Source organism: Flavobacterium sp. RHBU_24, from assembly GCF_046613695.1.
Lineage (GTDB): Bacteria > Bacteroidota > Bacteroidia > Flavobacteriales > Flavobacteriaceae > Flavobacterium.
Genome location: NZ_JBKJHD010000022.1, coordinates 22,683 through 38,506 on the forward strand (window position 1 = coordinate 22,683; position 15,824 = coordinate 38,506).

At 44.2% G+C, this 15,824-nt stretch carries 11 protein-coding genes; 6 read left to right on the forward strand and 5 right to left on the reverse strand.

Going from position 1 to position 15,824, the window contains the following annotated elements; all coding sequences use genetic code 11:
* Positions 1-32 precede the first annotated feature (32 nt).
* Together ACLI09_RS16255 and ACLI09_RS16260 are read right to left on the reverse strand one after the other, a co-directional pair.
* Positions 33-551, reverse strand: coding sequence for a porin family protein (locus tag ACLI09_RS16255; protein ID WP_411420700.1), 519 nt, complete (start codon positions 549-551; stop codon positions 33-35).
* A gap of 417 nt (positions 552-968) precedes the next feature.
* Positions 969-1,379, reverse strand: coding sequence for a hypothetical protein (locus ACLI09_RS16260; protein WP_411420701.1), 411 nt, complete (start codon positions 1,377-1,379; stop codon positions 969-971).
* Between the two features lie 177 nt (positions 1,380-1,556).
* Between ACLI09_RS16260 and sucC the strand changes: the two genes are divergently transcribed.
* Complete coding sequence (gene sucC, locus ACLI09_RS16265) at positions 1,557-2,750, forward strand: ADP-forming succinate--CoA ligase subunit beta (RefSeq protein WP_411420702.1); 1,194 nt, start codon at positions 1,557-1,559, stop codon at positions 2,748-2,750.
* Positions 2,751-3,161: 411 nt separating this feature from the next.
* Positions 3,162-5,801 carry a DNA gyrase/topoisomerase IV subunit A gene (locus tag ACLI09_RS16270; RefSeq protein WP_411420703.1) on the forward strand — a complete coding sequence of 880 codons (2,640 nt, stop codon included), beginning with the start codon at positions 3,162-3,164 and terminating at the stop codon, positions 5,799-5,801.
* Between the two features lie 235 nt (positions 5,802-6,036).
* Here the strand turns inward: ACLI09_RS16270 and ACLI09_RS16275 are convergent, their stop codons facing one another.
* Complete coding sequence (locus ACLI09_RS16275; protein WP_411420704.1) at positions 6,037-8,259, reverse strand: FUSC family membrane protein; 2,223 nt, start codon at positions 8,257-8,259, stop codon at positions 6,037-6,039.
* A gap of 291 nt (positions 8,260-8,550) precedes the next feature.
* On the opposite strand from ACLI09_RS16275, the gene def reads away from it, so the two are divergent.
* The gene (def, locus tag ACLI09_RS16280; RefSeq protein WP_411420705.1) at positions 8,551-9,138 is read left to right on the forward strand and encodes a peptide deformylase; all 588 of its coding nucleotides are present in this window, start codon (positions 8,551-8,553) and stop codon (positions 9,136-9,138) included.
* A gap of 67 nt (positions 9,139-9,205) precedes the next feature.
* A complete protein-coding gene (locus tag ACLI09_RS16285) occupies positions 9,206-9,646 on the forward strand; it encodes a DUF5606 domain-containing protein (RefSeq protein WP_411420706.1) in 441 nt (146 codons plus the stop codon).
* Positions 9,647-9,724: 78 nt separating this feature from the next.
* On the opposite strand, the gene ACLI09_RS16290 is transcribed toward ACLI09_RS16285, so the two are convergent.
* Positions 9,725-11,071, reverse strand: a complete 1,347-nt coding sequence (locus ACLI09_RS16290; RefSeq protein ID WP_411420707.1) for a T9SS type B sorting domain-containing protein — start codon at positions 11,069-11,071, stop codon at positions 9,725-9,727.
* A 137-nt stretch (positions 11,072-11,208) separates the two neighbouring features.
* On the opposite strand from ACLI09_RS16290, the gene mazG reads away from it, so the two are divergent.
* Complete coding sequence (gene mazG, locus ACLI09_RS16295; RefSeq protein WP_411420708.1) at positions 11,209-11,982, forward strand: nucleoside triphosphate pyrophosphohydrolase; 774 nt, start codon at positions 11,209-11,211, stop codon at positions 11,980-11,982.
* 116 nt (positions 11,983-12,098) lie between these two features.
* Here mazG and ACLI09_RS16300 read toward each other — a convergent pair whose 3' ends face one another.
* Positions 12,099-13,046, reverse strand: coding sequence for a phosphoribosylaminoimidazolesuccinocarboxamide synthase (locus ACLI09_RS16300; protein ID WP_411420709.1), 948 nt, complete (start codon positions 13,044-13,046; stop codon positions 12,099-12,101).
* Between the two features lie 264 nt (positions 13,047-13,310).
* Between ACLI09_RS16300 and ACLI09_RS16305 the strand changes: the two genes are divergently transcribed.
* On the forward strand, positions 13,311-15,800 hold the full coding sequence (locus ACLI09_RS16305) for a glycoside hydrolase family 9 protein (RefSeq protein ID WP_411420710.1): 2,490 nt from the start codon (positions 13,311-13,313) through the stop codon (positions 15,798-15,800).
* The last annotated feature ends 24 nt before the right edge of the window (positions 15,801-15,824 follow it).

Here is a 15,824-nt window from a genome sequence, read left to right on the forward strand (position 1 = left end):
AATTATATTAGTTTTAGATTAATAGTTCATTTTTAAAACATTAGCCCGAGCGATGCGGAAACTACCGTGTTTTTAAGGTCGGCATCCGCTGAAACTTTTTTGGTACCACTGTAATACCTCGCCTGTATAAAGAGGTTATTGGTAAGGAAAAACTCCAGTCCCGCCGCAAGCCCAAAATCAAACGTTTCGCTATCAAGGCCGTCAAAATTATCACTCTCGTTAATAAGCATGCCCAGCTGCGGCCCGGCCTGTATATTAAACCCACCGGTAGGGTATACCTTTAGCATGAGCGGTACGCTGAAATAACCCAGCTTATACTCTGTATCGTCCTTCTTTGCCCCAGATACCGAATACAGCAATTCCGGTTGGAAGCTAAAATGGCTTGTAATTTCATTTTCATAAACAACCCCGGCGTGCCAGGTGGTCAGTACATTAAAATCATCAGCGGCATCGCCCCTGAAATTAGCGAAGTTAAAACCGGCTTTTACCCCAAATTGCGCCTGCATGCCGCACACAAAAGCCAATGCGGCTATGGTTACTATTTTTTTCATGTTTTACTATTGGTTTCGTAAAACAAAAATAAAGAAAAGGTGTGTTAAAAAAATGAATTTTAAAATGCTTTTAACCTTTTATCTTTACAATTATGACGACGGCAGTTTAAGGCAAAAAAATCCCCCGCAAAAATCAGGGGGGTATCTTTATACAGTAAGTAAACGTGCAAAAACATTTTTATGACCACCTATTGCAGGGATGTCATTCATCTCCATCACCGCATCCCACTATAAGCACAGCGAGAATGGCACAACAAAGTCGGGTAATGTTTTTCATAACAAATTGGTTTTATTCGGGTTAGATTGTAGATATAAGCGGATATTAAATTAATTAATATAATTGTTTTAAACGTTAAGGGTTTTATAAATATTGTTTAAATAATGCTGTTATTTTTAACAGCTACAATAAGAGATGCTTTAGCGTACAAATGTATATATCTCGCCATCGGCATAGCCATTATTAAGTGTTAGGGTATTGCCCTCTATTGTACTGCAGCCAAAGTTTGCGTAATAATCATCCAGCAGTATATTTATGCTGTTATTGCAATTATCATTGGATGACAATTCATATTCATGTGAGCCTGCAGAAAGCCCGTAATATGTATCGGTCTCAACGGTACTGGTAACAGTAATATTAGTGTCGCTTTCATTAAAGTCCCATACTACAGTACCCGGAGTAAAATTATATATAGTTCCGCTAAAGCCTCCCGATATCTGCACCAGTTTCCAGTTGCCTTCAATGCTCAAGGCGGGTGAAGTGTCGTCGTCATTGTTGCAGCCCACAAGTAAAACGATAAGGGCTAAGAATATTGTTGTTGCTTTTTTCATGGTATTGTTTTATGTGGTTTATTATAAGAGGCAAAGTTGGTGCAAGGGTTGCGTAACCAAATGTTAAAGTGTAATAGTAAGTATGCTTTTTTAGCAGGAAAAAGTTTAAAAACCTTTCGGCGGTTTAATGTTATTTACTATTTTTGTTGCACTTTAAATAAGATAAACGCATTTTATATGAATTTACACGAATATCAGGGAAAAGAAATACTGGCAAGCCACGGCGTACGTGTACAACGCGGTATAGTAGCTAACAGCCCTACGGAAGCTGTTGCTGCCGCTAAAGAGCTTACTGCCGAAACAGGTACAGGTTGGTATGTTGTTAAGGCACAGGTGCATGCCGGTGGCCGCGGTAAAGGCGGAGGCGTAAAACTTGCTAAAAACCTTCAGCAGGTAGAGGAACTTGCCGGCCAGATTATCGGTATGGACCTTATTACACCGCAAACACCTCCTACAGGTAAAAGGGTACACAAAGTACTTATTGCCGAGGATGTATACTACCCGGGAGAAAGTGAAACTTCAGAATTTTATGTGTCTGTACTGTTAAACAGGGGCAAAGGCCGTAACATGATTATGTATTCTACCGAAGGCGGTATGGATATCGAAGAAGTTGCTGAGCACACGCCGGAGCGCATCTTTACAGAAGAAATAGACCCGGCTGTAGGCCTTCAGGGATTCCAGGCGCGCAGGATAGCGTTTAACTTAGGCCTTAGCGGCAACGCCTTTAAAGAAATGACCGTGTTTATCGCGTCGCTTTACAAAGCATATATAGACAGCGATGCCTCTATGTTTGAGATTAACCCGGTGCTTAAAACATCGGATAATAAAATACTTGCAGTAGATGCTAAGGTTGTTCTTGATGACAACGCACTTTACCGCCAGAAGAAATATGCAGAAATGCGCGACGTACTGGAAGAGAACCCTATTGAAGTTGAAGCTAAAGAAGTAGGCCTTAACTATGTAGACCTTGACGGTACTGTAGGCTGCATGGTAAACGGCGCAGGCCTTGCTATGGCAACCATGGACCTTATAAAATATGCAGGCTTTGAGCCGGCTAACTTCCTTGACGTGGGCGGTACTGCCGATGCTAAGCGTGTTGAGACCGCGTTCCGTATCATCCTTAAAGACCCTAACGTTAAGGCTATCCTTATCAATATCTTTGGTGGTATCGTGCGTTGCGACCGCGTAGCACAGGGTGTTGTAGACGCTTATAAAAACATGGGCGACTCAATAAAAGTGCCTATCATTGTACGTTTACAAGGTACTAATGCTGAGATTGCTAAAGAACTTATCGATAACTCAGGTATGCCTATCCTTTCTGCTACATTGTTCCAGGAAGCGGCTGACCAGGTTCAGAAAGCGCTTAGTTAGTTAATATAATACTGCTTTTCCATTCTGACCGAGCGCAGCGTAGTGGAGGAATCTCTGAGGTGTCTCCTTCGTCGACATGGAAAACCTAAATATCAAATCCCGGACAGTAATGTTCGGGATTTTTTTGTCCTCACCCCCCAGCCCCTCTCCGAAGGAGAGGGGAGCCAACGAACGGGTACAGTTTGGTAAAAAAATCCTATAATATTGAGGTTAACCTGTACTCAAAACATCTGAGTGTAGCTGCTTCCTCTCCTTTGGAGAGGGCTGGGGAGAGGATTTATGTTAACAACTAAACCGCGCTTGTCAACACTTGCATTTACTTTTTTAAGCTTTTTTTAATAGATTTGTAGAAATGCGTATTTTAGGCGTAAAATAGCACTTTAACTACCCAAAATAAATTGGAGGCCATACATGGACGAAGAAAATTTAGAGCCTTTAAAAGGAGAACATTTTTACGAAAGGAATGGTAATGCCGATCCGCTGGATACCATAACCAAGGTTACCGGTATGTATAAGGACTGGTTCCTGGATTACGCGTCTTACGTTATCCTGGAGCGTGCCGTACCTGCTATTGAAGACGGCTTTAAGCCCGTGCAGCGCCGTATTATGCACTCGCTTAAGGAGCTTGACGACGGCCGTTACAACAAAGTGGCAAACGTGGTGGGGCATACCATGCAGTACCACCCGCACGGCGACGCCAGTATAGGCGATGCCATGGTGCAGATAGGCCAGAAAGAACTGTTGATTGACACCCAGGGTAACTGGGGTAACATCCTTACCGGCGATGGCGCGGCGGCTTCACGTTATATAGAGGCACGCCTGAGCAAGTTTGCGCTTGAGGTACTGTACAGCCCTAAGATTACCCCGTGGCAATCGTCTTACGACGGCAGGCGAAACGAACCGGTAAACCTTCCGGTTAAGTTTCCGTTACTTTTAGCACAAGGGGCCGAGGGAATTGCGGTGGGCCTGTCTACAAAAGTGCTGCCGCATAACTTTATCGAGCTTATCGATGCCTCCATAAAAGTGCTTAAAAATAAGCCGTTTACATTATACCCCGATTTCCCTACCGCCGGTATTGCCGATATGTCTAATTATAACGACGGCATGCGGGGCGGCCGCGTTCGGGTACGTGCGCGTATAGGCCAACTCGACAAGAGCACGCTGGTTATTACCCAAATACCGTTCAGTACCAATACCTCTACGCTGATAGACAGTATACTTAAGGCGAATGAAAAGGGTAAGATAAAAATTAAGAAGATAGAAGATAACACGGCTGCGGATGTAGAGATACTCATCCACTTGCCGCCGGGTGTATCGCCCGATAAAACTATTGATGCGCTGTTTGCCTTTACCGCCTGCGAAACTTCGGTGGCACCGCTGGGCTGCGTTATCGAGGCCCACAAGCCGTACTTTGTGGGCGTAAGCGAAATGCTGCGCATCAGTACGCACCGCACGGTAGATTTGCTGAAGCGCGAACTCGAAATACAGCTTAGCGAACTTGAGGAAAGCTGGCACTTCCAGTCACTGGAGCGTATCTTCATCGAAAACAGGGTGTACCGCGCCATTGAGGAAGAAGAAACCTGGGAGGGCGTTATAAAGGCTATAGACGAAGGCCTTAAGCCGTTTACCACCCACCTGCGCCGCGCCGTTACCGAGGAGGATATTGTGCGCCTGACGGAAATCCGCATCAAGCGCATTTCTAAATTTGATATTGACAAAGCACAGGAAAAAATAGAAGCCCTGGAAGGGGAGATAGAACAGGTAAAATACAACCTGGCCAATATTGTAGAGTTTGCCGTAAACTATTTTACAAGCCTTAAGGAGCGCTACGGCAAGGGCCGCGAACGCAAGACAGAGATTCGCAACTTTGATAACATAGAGGCGACTAAAGTGGTGCTGCGCAATACCAAGCTTTACGTAAACCGTGAAGAGGGCTTTGTGGGTACGGGCCTTAAAAAAGATGAGTATGTAGCAGATTGCAGCGATATAGACGATGTAATCGTATTTTTGCGTAACGGAAGTATGGTAATAACTAAGGTTGATGTAAAAACCTTTGTGGGTAAAGATATCATCCATGTTGCCGTATTTGACAAGAACGACAAGCGCACCATATATAACATGATTTACCGCGACGGCAAGTCCGGCCCATCATACATCAAGCGTTTTAATGTATCGGGTGTTACGCGCGATAAACCGTATGACCTTACTGCCGGGACCAAAGATTCTATGGTGCTGTATTTTTCAGACAACCCTAATGGCGAGGCTGAAGTAATAAGCGTATTGCTGCGCCAGGTAGGCAGCGTTAAGAAGCTGAAATTCGACCTTGATTTTGCAACCATAGCCATTAAAGGCAGGGCATCACGTGGTAATACGGTTACTAAATACCCTATCAAGAAAATCGAGCTTAAAGAGAAAGGTATTTCTACGCTTAAGCCACGCAGGATTTGGTTTGACGATACCGTGCACAGGCTTAATGTTGACGGCAGGGGTGAGCTGCTGGGTGAATTCCGCCCGAACGACAGGCTGCTCATCATTAACCAGAACGGTAAGCTAAAAACCATAGTGCCGGAACTTACCACGCATTTTGACGAGGGCATGATAGTGTTGGAGAAATGGAAGCCTAACAAGCCTATTTCGGCCATTTATTATGATGGCGAAAAAGAGCGTTATTATATAAAACGTTTCCTGGTTGAAAATGAAAATAAGGAAGAATTGTTTATTACCGAACACGAAAAGTCGCAGCTTGAAATAGTGAGTACTGATTACAGGCCGGTGGCAGAGATAATTTTCCCTAAGATAAAAGGGGTACAAAAGGAAACCATTACCGTAGATATGGAGAGCTTTATTGCCGTGAAAGGCATTAAGGCGTTAGGCAACCAGCTTACCGCTGACAAGGTGAGGCAGGTAAACCTGCTCGACCCGCTGCCGTATGAAGAACCTGTGGAAGAAATTCCGGAGGAAATGGACGTAAAAGATGAAGTGCGCCTTACGGATGAAAACACAACCATTACCCTTAATGACGACGGCCAGATAACACTAAGCCTCGAGTAATTAAAAGCAAAAAGCACCTCGTACCTGGTGCTTTTTTTTATTGATAGACCATGAAGTAATTATTTATATAATTTTACTTAAATAATTGGTGTGTAAATTTATAAGGTAAATTTTAGAAAATAATCTTATAGTGAAATTTTAGTGTTATCCATAAGTTTTGTACGCTTAGGCGCGAATATTCGGAGGGTATAACCGGGTCGCTTTCAGGGTAAAAACCTGTCCTGGAACATCACACTTATTTGGCCGCGTCTAAGTTCTTTACCGCCTTAATAATCCGTTCAGAAAGGCTGTGCATCCATATCAGTTGTTCTATTACAAGGTGCGCTTCTTCCATTTTCAGCCGGAATTCATCCTCGTTATCTAAATGAATTTCCCGCAGTTCACGCGCACGTATGTTTTTCAGTTCGCTGAACCGAAGCGCCATGTCTTCATTTTTAGAGTGCTGGGCTTCGTCTGCCTGCACATCAAAGTTGAGCAATAAAATTGCCGTTTCAAGGTTCCTGATTACCGTATGTACCACCACATTAAACGCCTCAGAAGCCTTATATGTTTTATGCCCCTGTATATACGTGCCCAGCGATGCCACTGATGAAAGCAGCGTATGGTTAAGCACAGCAAGCTTATATACCTGCTGTTGCTGCTTTTGCTTGCTTTTTGGTTCCTGTGCCATACGCTGGTAACTCGACATAAGGTTGCCTATGGCGATAAAGGCATTTTTTCGAGAAAGGCGGTATCCCGTGGTTACTTCGCCCTTATGGTTATAAAAACGGCTTATTTCGGCAAGGTAATCCCGGTTTGCCTCAATAGATTTTTTAATGTACTGTGGCAGGTTCATAAACTCCCACGACGGCCAGAAGAAGTAATTTCCGGCGAATGCCAAAAGCGCGCCAACCCCTGTATCCATAAACCGGTATTGTATTACCTGGTTTACATCGGGCACCAGCATTGAGTATAAAAACAACACATATATAGTAACAAACGTGGCGCCTATACTGTAGTTTGTAGCGGTAAAAGCAAAACCCAGCAGCATACATACTATGGCCAGTGTGCCTGTTATTACGGGCTGGTGCACAACGCTTAAAAATGCAAAAGCAATAGCGCCCCCGGCCACCGTGCCTATAATACGCTGGTAGCTGCGCTGCTTGGTAAGCCCATAGCCCGGACGCATTATTACCACTATGGTAAGCAATATCCAGTATACGTTCTGGAAGGGGAATATAGTGCCCACTATAAACCCTAAGGCTATGGTAATGGTAAGCCGCAACGAGTGCCTGAAGATGGTGCTGCTTAAGCTGAGGTTTTCACGCAGTGTACTAAGCGGGTAATCCTCCGGGGTTAAAAACTTTTCGAGGTCGCGGTCACGATTGCCTCCTATTTCCTTTAAAGGTGCTTTCTGGCTAAATGTACGCTCTATGAGGTATATTTTTTCAGCCTGTTTTTCACCGTAGTGAAGCATATTCATCAGCAGCCAAACACCATCCTTGGTTACATCCTTACCCAGTTGGGACTCATATTCGGCTATTGCTTTTTCAAGCGCAGCTACATCTGCCTTTAGGCTATGTTTGGGCAGGTACTCCGTGCGGTTATTCAGGCTTTTACCAATTTTCTTTAAGGCAGAAGCCAGGTTATACGCTAGGTTTTGGTACGTAGCAAGTAGTTTAGAATGTGCCCCAAACTTTTCGTGAAGCGTGCTATGGTCAAAAGAAGTGGCGAGTGCCAACTCTAAAATTTCCATAAGAGCTATAAATACCATAAGCATTTTGCGGCTGCGCTTGCTGCTGCCGGCATTGCTGCGGTTGCGGATGAGTATTTCGCGGAGGCTTTCGTGGGTTTCGTTAATCTGCACCTGCAGTTCCAGCTGGCGGCTTATAATGGCGTTGCGGTCGGCATCGGCATTCCACAGGTCACCGCGCAGCTTCATGTATTTAGCGGTAAGCTTCAGGCAGTCGGCCATCAGCAGCTCGGTATAGCGGTGCGGGTTAAGGTAGTTAAAAATCAGCGACAGCAGGGTGTAATACAGGCCGCCTGCAAACATCATACCCGTATAGATAAAAATTTCGGTACCGGTATGTATATGGCCCGTACCCAGCGTTACAGCCAGCAATCCTGAAAAAGCCACCATAGTAGCGCGCTGCCCGTAAACGGATAACATGGAAAGGAAAAAACAAAGTGCCAGCGTGGCAGGGTAAAACAGCCAGGCAATGGGGTGTGTAAGGTTTATAAACAGTGTGGTGCCGCTTATTATAAATACCGTTATCAGCAGGCCCTTAGCGCGGTGCGGTAAGTTGCTCGGAATATCGGCGGGGTAGGCAAGGAACGCGCCCAGGGCTATGGCAAGCCCGGTTTCAAAGGCACCTAAATAATTAAAAAGCAATACAGGCGATACTGCGGCCACGGTTAATATAACGGCACGGCTAAAGTTAGCGCTGTCTGTAAATTCCCGTATGCGTTGTATCATGCCATGGCTTTATTTGGCAAAGATACGCATTGGGTATTTGTTGTGGCAGGCAGGCGTTAATTCTCACAAAAAATTAGCATTTGGCCGATGAAAGTTAGCCACTAATTGTACAAATTAACCTTGTGCCACATAACGGCACATATTATTAAAGTTGCAAACCGATGATTTTAAAATTTGCGAAATTGGTGTAATTCGTGGCGCGTTACTAAAAAAGCCATTTATCGCGTTTTATTTATTATTTTTGCTGCTTAATATGTGGCAGCGGTGCATGCCAGGCAAAAAAAGTGCAATATGATTTTACCCATAGTAGGATACGGCGATCCGGTACTGAGAAAAAAAGCTGTTGAGATTCCGCGGGAGTACCCTAACCTGAACCAGATAATAGCCGACATGTTTGAAACCATGTATAACGCTTATGGTGTGGGCCTTGCGGCGCCGCAGGTGGGGCTTGCGATACGGATATTTACTATTGATACGCGCCCGTTTAGCGAAGACGAAGACCTAAGTAAAGAGGAGCAGGAGAAGCTATCTGCCTTTAAAAAGGTATTTATTAACCCTACCATGATAAAAGAGGAGGGTGAAGAATGGTGCTTTAATGAGGGCTGCCTGAGTATACCCGAAGTGCGCGAGGATGTGTACCGCCACGAAAAAATAACGATAGAATACTACGACCAGGAGTTTAATAAACATACCGAGGAATATGATGGTTTGATAGCCAGGGTAATACAGCATGAGTATGACCACCTGGAGGGAATTTTATTTACCGATAAACTATCGCAGCTTAAAAAACGTTTAATAACAAAGAAACTCCAGAATATAATGGAGGGCAAGACAAGGCCTGATTATAAAATGAAATTTGTTGCCAAAAAAGGCAGATAATTTTTGATTTTAAAAACAATCATTGCATATTTGCCATCCTTAAAAACCAGACTAAATACACTGCATAATGGGAATTGAAAAAATATTAGCCATATCGGGCAAGCCGGGGCTATTTGAGTTAAAGTTGCAAACACGTACCGGATTTGTAGCGGAATCGCTTATTGACGGTAAAAAAATAACCGTAGGCCTTAGGAGTAATGTAAGCCTGCTGTCTGAAATATCGGTATATACGTATGACGGTGAAATCCGCCTGAGCGAAGTGCTCCGCGCCATTGCGGAAAAAGAAGACAACGGCCCGGCCTTATCGCACAAAGAAGATAATGCAAAGCTGGAAAGCTACTTTAGGGAAGCCGTGCCTGAGTTTGATGAAGACAGGGTATATGCATCGGACATTAAAAAGATACTTAACTGGTACAACATGCTGCAGGCAAAAGGCCTTGTAAGTAAAGAAGCGGAAGCTACAGCAACTGCCGAAGCCACGACCGAAGAGGTGAAGGCTGAAGAATAAGAATAATTACGATCTTAGTTTTATAATAATTAATCCTGTTGCGGTAAAATGCGGCAGGATTTTTTTATTGGCTTTTTTCTACCGTTTCATGGCAATGTGCGAGCGAAGTTCTATTTTACGGCCCTGCTTATTGATATATACAAGGGTAAACCAGTAATCATCTGAAGGTAGCATACGCCCGTTAAAAGTGCCGTCCCAGGTTCTGCCTTGTAACGAGTTGCTGTTAGGGCTCATGTTTTTGATAAGTTTGCCGTAGCGGTCAAAAATAGTAATGGTAACATCCTTAAATCCACGTAGCCCGCTTATTCCCCAGGTGTCGTGGTAGCCGTCGCCATTTGGGGTAATATAGGTAGCATACGAAATAACATTAAGCGTAAAAGAATATACAATAGGGCAGCTGGTAAGCAGGTTTACCACCCTTGCCCAGATGGTTTGACCGTTATAGCCATTATACGCTACAGCATAGGGTAGCGGGTTTGAGCCTTCTTCAGCGGCGATTTCCGATTCATAATAAGCAATGCTGTAGCCTGCCGGGTCTTCGCCATCAAGTATTACCGCATTATTTTCGGTAAGGTTAAATATATAATTTCCCGTTGCCGGTGCTAAAATAGTTAACGTTTCGGGTTCCGCTGTAGTAAAAACCGCGGTTCCTGCAACTACCTCCACATCATCGGTAATTACATCAGCCCCGCAAGCGGGGTTATATATGTTAACGCTATAGCTACCCGTTTCGTTAATAGTAATAGATTTTGTTGTTTGTGGCAATACAACACCATTACGCAGCCATTCTATAGTGGTAAGGCTGGTATTATAATTTCCTGATGGGGCAAAGTTTGCAGTAAGCGTTGCTACCCCGCCGTTGCACAGCGCTATATCATCACCCAGCGTAAGAGGGCAGGCTATAGTACAATCGGTAGAACCGGCATTGCCCTGGCTGGTATTGGTCTGGGTAAGGCTAATACGCCCGGCACTGCCCTCAAAATTTGTGATCAGCAGTACATAATATTCGCCTGACTGTGTATTTAAAATGTTAATTTGCTCTGAGGCATCGGCAGAATAGCTGCAATCTATTGCTGTTCCTGAATTTAAATTGCCAGGCCCGCAGATTGGCGGCGGGTCGGTAAAAGGCCCCCAGCATATAAAGTCGGTGTCTATTGGCGTACCGTTGTTGGTTACCTGGCTCAGGTTGATTGTAAGGCTGCCCGGCTGGTCTATTTTAATATAAAACCACGATGGATTAGGCTGCGTTTCCAGGCACCCAAAGCCGGCTGCGTCTGCAGCTCTTACCGATGCGTTAGTAGCGCTGGGAAATGTAAATGAGCTGCCCCCCGCGCACAGAGGCTCCATAGAAGCGCAGTTAATGCCCTGCCCAAACACATAAAGTACCTGCAAACAGAGGCAAAACAATAAAAAATACTTTTTCATTTTAAAGTTACGCTTTTAATAGCCGGCCTGCTAAAAGTTTAAAAAAACGGTACCGGTTTAGATAATCCGATAAAAATACTTAATTTTCTGTGGTTTGGTGCGGCAGTATCTTTATTTTTACACAAAATTTCCCCATCATGAATACACGCCAGCAACAGCTTGATGCCTTTGGCCGCCTTTTAGATATTATGGACGACCTCCGTGCCAAGTGCCCGTGGGATAAAAAACAAACCCTGCAAACCCTGCGCCACCTTACCATAGAGGAAACCTACGAACTGGGCGATGCCATACTGGATAACGACCTGCAGGAGGTTAAAAAAGAGCTGGGCGACATACTGCTGCATATTGTGTTTTATGCCAAGATAGGCAGCGAAACCGGCAACTTTGACATTGCCGACGTAGCTAACGGCATTTGCGAAAAGCTCATACACCGCCACCCGCACATTTATGGCGATGTGGTTGTAGAAGATGAAGAGCAGGTAAAGCAAAACTGGGAAAAACTAAAACTTAAAGAGGGCAAAAAATCGGTTTTAGAGGGCGTGCCTAAAAGCCTGCCCGCGCTGGTTAAGGCCAGCCGCATACAAGAAAAGGCGAGGGGCGTAGGCTTCGACTGGGAAGAGCCCGGGCAGGTGTGGGAAAAGGTGCAGGAAGAGATAGCAGAGTTTCACGACGAGGTGCAGGCCGGCGACCATGAAAAGATGGAAGGCGAATTTGGCGATGTGCTGTTTTCGCTGATTAACTACGCCCGCTTTCTAAACATAAACCCCGAAGATGCCCTGGAACGCACCAATAAAAAGTTCATCAAACGCTTTACCTACCTGGAAAGCAAGGCGGGCGAACTGGGCAAACCGCTTGCGGATATGACCCTTGCCGAGATGGATGTGTTTTGGAACGAAGCAAAAAAGTTATAGCCAATTGCTCAATTCAGGGATTATAACTGAATGCAACGGTACTCCTGCCGGATTGCTATTATCCGGGGTTTGCCGAAAATACTAAGTATATAATATTGTTGATTAGCTGCTTAACACTATTTTCCTAAAAAGGCCACTACGTTTTTTTCGATACGGGTATTAATATCTGATATATCTGCCTTGCTGAATTTTTCTCCTATGATGTTTTCATACAGCTCTATGTAGCGCTCAGAAACACTCTGGATGTATTCATCTGTCATTTCAGGTATCTGCTGCCCCTCTTTACCCTGAAAACCGTTTTCTATCAGCCAGCGGCGCACAAACTCTTTACTAAGCTGCTTTTGCTCTTCGCCTTTATTCTGGCGTTCCTGGTAGCCTTCGGCATAAAAGTAGCGCGAAGAATCAGGTGTATGTATTTCATCAATAAGCACAATCTGGCCGTCTTTGGTTTTACCAAATTCATACTTGGTATCCACAAGTATAAGCCCCCGCGATGCGGCTATCTCAGTACCACGCTGGTACAGGGCACGCGTATATTTTTCAAGTACCAGGTAATCTTCCTCGCTCACAATGCCCTGGGTAAGTATCGCCTCACGGCTTATGTCCATATCATGTTCGCCGTTATCGGCCTTTGTAGTAGGGGTAATAATCGGCGCCGGAAATTTATCGTTCTCCTTTAGCCCTTCTGCAAGTTCTACACCACACAGCACCCGCTTGCCCGCGGCATACTCACGCGCGGAGTGTCCGCTAAGGTACCCGCGTATAACCATTTCAACCTTAAAGGGCTCACATAGCTGGCCTACGGCAACATTGGGGTCTGGGGTGTCTATCAGCCAGTTAGGTACTATATCTTCGGTAAGCCGCATAAATTTTGTTGCTATCTGGTTTAATATCTGCCCTTTATAGGGTATGCCCTTTGGCATCACAACATCAAATGCCGACAGCCTGTCGGTAGCCACCATAACCAGCAGGTTATCGTTTATGTTATATACTTCGCGCACCTTGCCGCGATATACTGATTTTTGTCCGGGGAAATTAAAGTCAGTTTCCGTTATGGTATTCATTGTTGTGTTGTTGTTTATGTTGAAAGTGCAAAAATAAGAAAGTTATTTAATGTACCGTTTATTTCTTTCAGAATGCACAGATTTAGAAAAGATGCTGTTTATAAGCCATGTCTTGAGTATGGAGAGGAACCTAAAAACATCCGCTGTATGCCATATTGTATATGCAAAAAAATAAACGCCAACGCTAAGAGTGTTACCTGATATTTTAAGAAAATAAAAAAACTATTATGATTTTTTTGTTACTTTGCTAAAAACATACTATATATGAAACGCTTACTTATTGTATTATTTGTTTTTTTTAAGTTATCATCTTTTGCCCAAAGTAAGAATGATGCTACCGATAATTTTCATATAAACAGCCTTGAATACCTGGAACGGCGTGGCGCTAACGTAATGCTTGCCCATGACTTTTATCCCGAAAGCCACCAGGGAGGGGTGGGTATTATCCAAAACGGAATCCGGGTGGCAACTAATGGAGATTTAAGGCTGGAACCTACCCCTGGGCAATGGCAACCTGTTCCAAAGGTTGGCCAGCGGGTGGCAGACCGTACAAAAAACGAAATAAGCGTTAAGATGAGCTATCCTGACGCATCCAAAGACAGGAAGGGTTTTAACCCCATAATTTATCCTGACCTTAATATTTCTTACACATTAAAAGTAATTCCCCAGGGAAAATCTTTTAAAATTGTTGTTGATCTTGATCAGCCAATACCTCAGGAGTGGGTAGGGAAAATAGGAATGAATATTGAATTTTTCCCCGGCATCCTTTTCGGGAAATCATATTATGTGGATAATCATTCCGGTATTTTTAACAGGCAGGTTAATGGCCCGGGAGTGAATAATAATGAGGGAGAATACAAGATAGAACCTATGGCTTCGGGCAAAGTACTTGTGGTTGCCCCGGAAACACCTGAACAAACTTTGACGATTACCAATCTCAGGAATGATAATCTTCAGCTTTTAGACGGGCGCGCCCAACATAATAATGGCTGGTTTGTAGTACGGTCATTGGTAGCTGCAGGCGCGACAAAAAATGCCATTGAATGGCTTGTAACGCCAAATGTAATGGAGGACTTTTTATATAGCCCTGTTGTGCAAATTTCACAGGTAGGGTACCATCCTGCGCAGGAAAAGATTGCCGTTATTGAAACCGATAAAAACGACAAAAACCTGCAGGAAGCAAAATTGTATCGCATAAAAAATGAAGGGGGCTATGCCGAAGTAATTTCTACAAAACCTAAACTTTGGGGAGATTTCCTCAGGTACAGATATTATCAACTGGATTTTTCGTCGGTAAAGCAGCCGGGGATGTACGTAGTTAAATACGGCAACTATACCACAGAGCCCTTTCAAATAGACGAGAATGTTTATAAGCGTAACGTTTGGCAGCCCACTTTAGAGTATTTCCTGCCCGTTCAAATGTGCCATATGCGCATAAACGACAGATATAAAGTATGGCATGGGCGGTGCCACATGGATGATGCAAGAATGGCACCAACGGACTGGAACCATTTTGATGGCTATCTACAAGGCCCTTCTACGCTTACCAAATATAAGAGCGGCGAACATGTTCCCGGTATAAATATTGGCGGCTGGCACGATGCCGGCGATTTTGACCTTCGTGTAGAGTCGCAGGCAGAAACAGTTCGGGGGCTTTCACATATTTATGAACTTTTTGGGGTTGAATATGATAATACCAGCATTAACCAGGCTTCAAGGACTGTTGAAATTATGCAACCGGATGGTAAACCGGATGTATTGCAACAAATTGAACATGGTGCACTTTCTATTGTTGGTGGTTACAAATCTATGGGGCGCTTTTACAGGGGAATTATTGAGGCTACCAAGCGCCAATATGTATTGCTGGGTGATGCTGTAAACCATACGGATGGTGAGGTTTTCTCCAACAATAAAGAAGATGAAGCTATACCAGTAGGCGAACCCGGTGCACCCGATGACCGTTGGGTTTTTACTGAAGAAAATCCGGGTAGGGAATTAAATACAGCGGCGACGTTAGCAGCTGCTGCAAGGACACTTTCAAAATTTAATCCGGAGTTGGCAGCCGATTGCCTTAAAATTTCGGAGGACATCTGGAAAAGCACGAAGGCAGCAAAGCCATTGGATAAATTATTACTGGCTGCCGAGTTATTATCAACCACCAAAAAAGAGGAGTATTCGCGTTATATAACTTCTGTCGAAAGTGATATTGTTTCTAATATTGACGGTACCGGATGGATTGTTGGCCCTGTATTGCCGTTAATAAGTAATAAGGCTTTTAAAGTAAATGTACAGAAATCGGTAAAGAACTATTACAAAACTGTTGTAGAACAGGGAAAAAAGACACCGTATGGCATGCCTTACCAGCCTGATATTTGGGGCGCGGGATGGGGAATCCAGGATTTTGGTATGAAACAATATTATTTCCATACCAGTTTCCCGGAAATTTTTCCAGCTAAATATATGCTGAGTGCCCTGAATTTTGTGTTAGGATCGCATCCCGGCGTTAATACCTCTTCGTTTGCTTCAGGGGTAGGCTCACGTTCTCTGACCCAGGCTTACGGAATGAATAGGGGCGATGCTTCATATATACCGGGTGGAATCGGCTCAGGAACGGCGCTTATAAGGCCTGATTTTCCTGAACTTTTAGAATGGCCTTTCCTTTGGCAACAAACAGAATATGTGCTGGGTGGCGGTACTACCGATTACCTTTTCTTAGTACTTGCTGCCGATAAGGTGTTGAATAAAGCAAAATAAGGCATAGTGCAGCTCGGCGGCGGG

Coding starts and splice junctions, on each gene's coding strand:
- ACLI09_RS16255 (WP_411420700.1), bottom strand. CDS start 551: ATGAAAAAAATAGTAACCATAGCCGCATTGGCTTTTGTGTGCGGCATG.
- ACLI09_RS16260 (WP_411420701.1), bottom strand. CDS start 1,379: ATGAAAAAAGCAACAACAATATTCTTAGCCCTTATCGTTTTACTTGTG.
- sucC (WP_411420702.1), top strand. CDS start 1,557: ATGAATTTACACGAATATCAGGGAAAAGAAATACTGGCAAGCCACGGC.
- ACLI09_RS16270 (WP_411420703.1), top strand. CDS start 3,162: ATGGACGAAGAAAATTTAGAGCCTTTAAAAGGAGAACATTTTTACGAA.
- ACLI09_RS16275 (WP_411420704.1), bottom strand. CDS start 8,259: ATGATACAACGCATACGGGAATTTACAGACAGCGCTAACTTTAGCCGT.
- def (WP_411420705.1), top strand. CDS start 8,551: ATGATTTTACCCATAGTAGGATACGGCGATCCGGTACTGAGAAAAAAA.
- ACLI09_RS16285 (WP_411420706.1), top strand. CDS start 9,206: ATGGGAATTGAAAAAATATTAGCCATATCGGGCAAGCCGGGGCTATTT.
- ACLI09_RS16290 (WP_411420707.1), bottom strand. CDS start 11,071: ATGAAAAAGTATTTTTTATTGTTTTGCCTCTGTTTGCAGGTACTTTAT.
- mazG (WP_411420708.1), top strand. CDS start 11,209: ATGAATACACGCCAGCAACAGCTTGATGCCTTTGGCCGCCTTTTAGAT.
- ACLI09_RS16300 (WP_411420709.1), bottom strand. CDS start 13,046: ATGAATACCATAACGGAAACTGACTTTAATTTCCCCGGACAAAAATCA.
- ACLI09_RS16305 (WP_411420710.1), top strand. CDS start 13,311: ATGAAACGCTTACTTATTGTATTATTTGTTTTTTTTAAGTTATCATCT.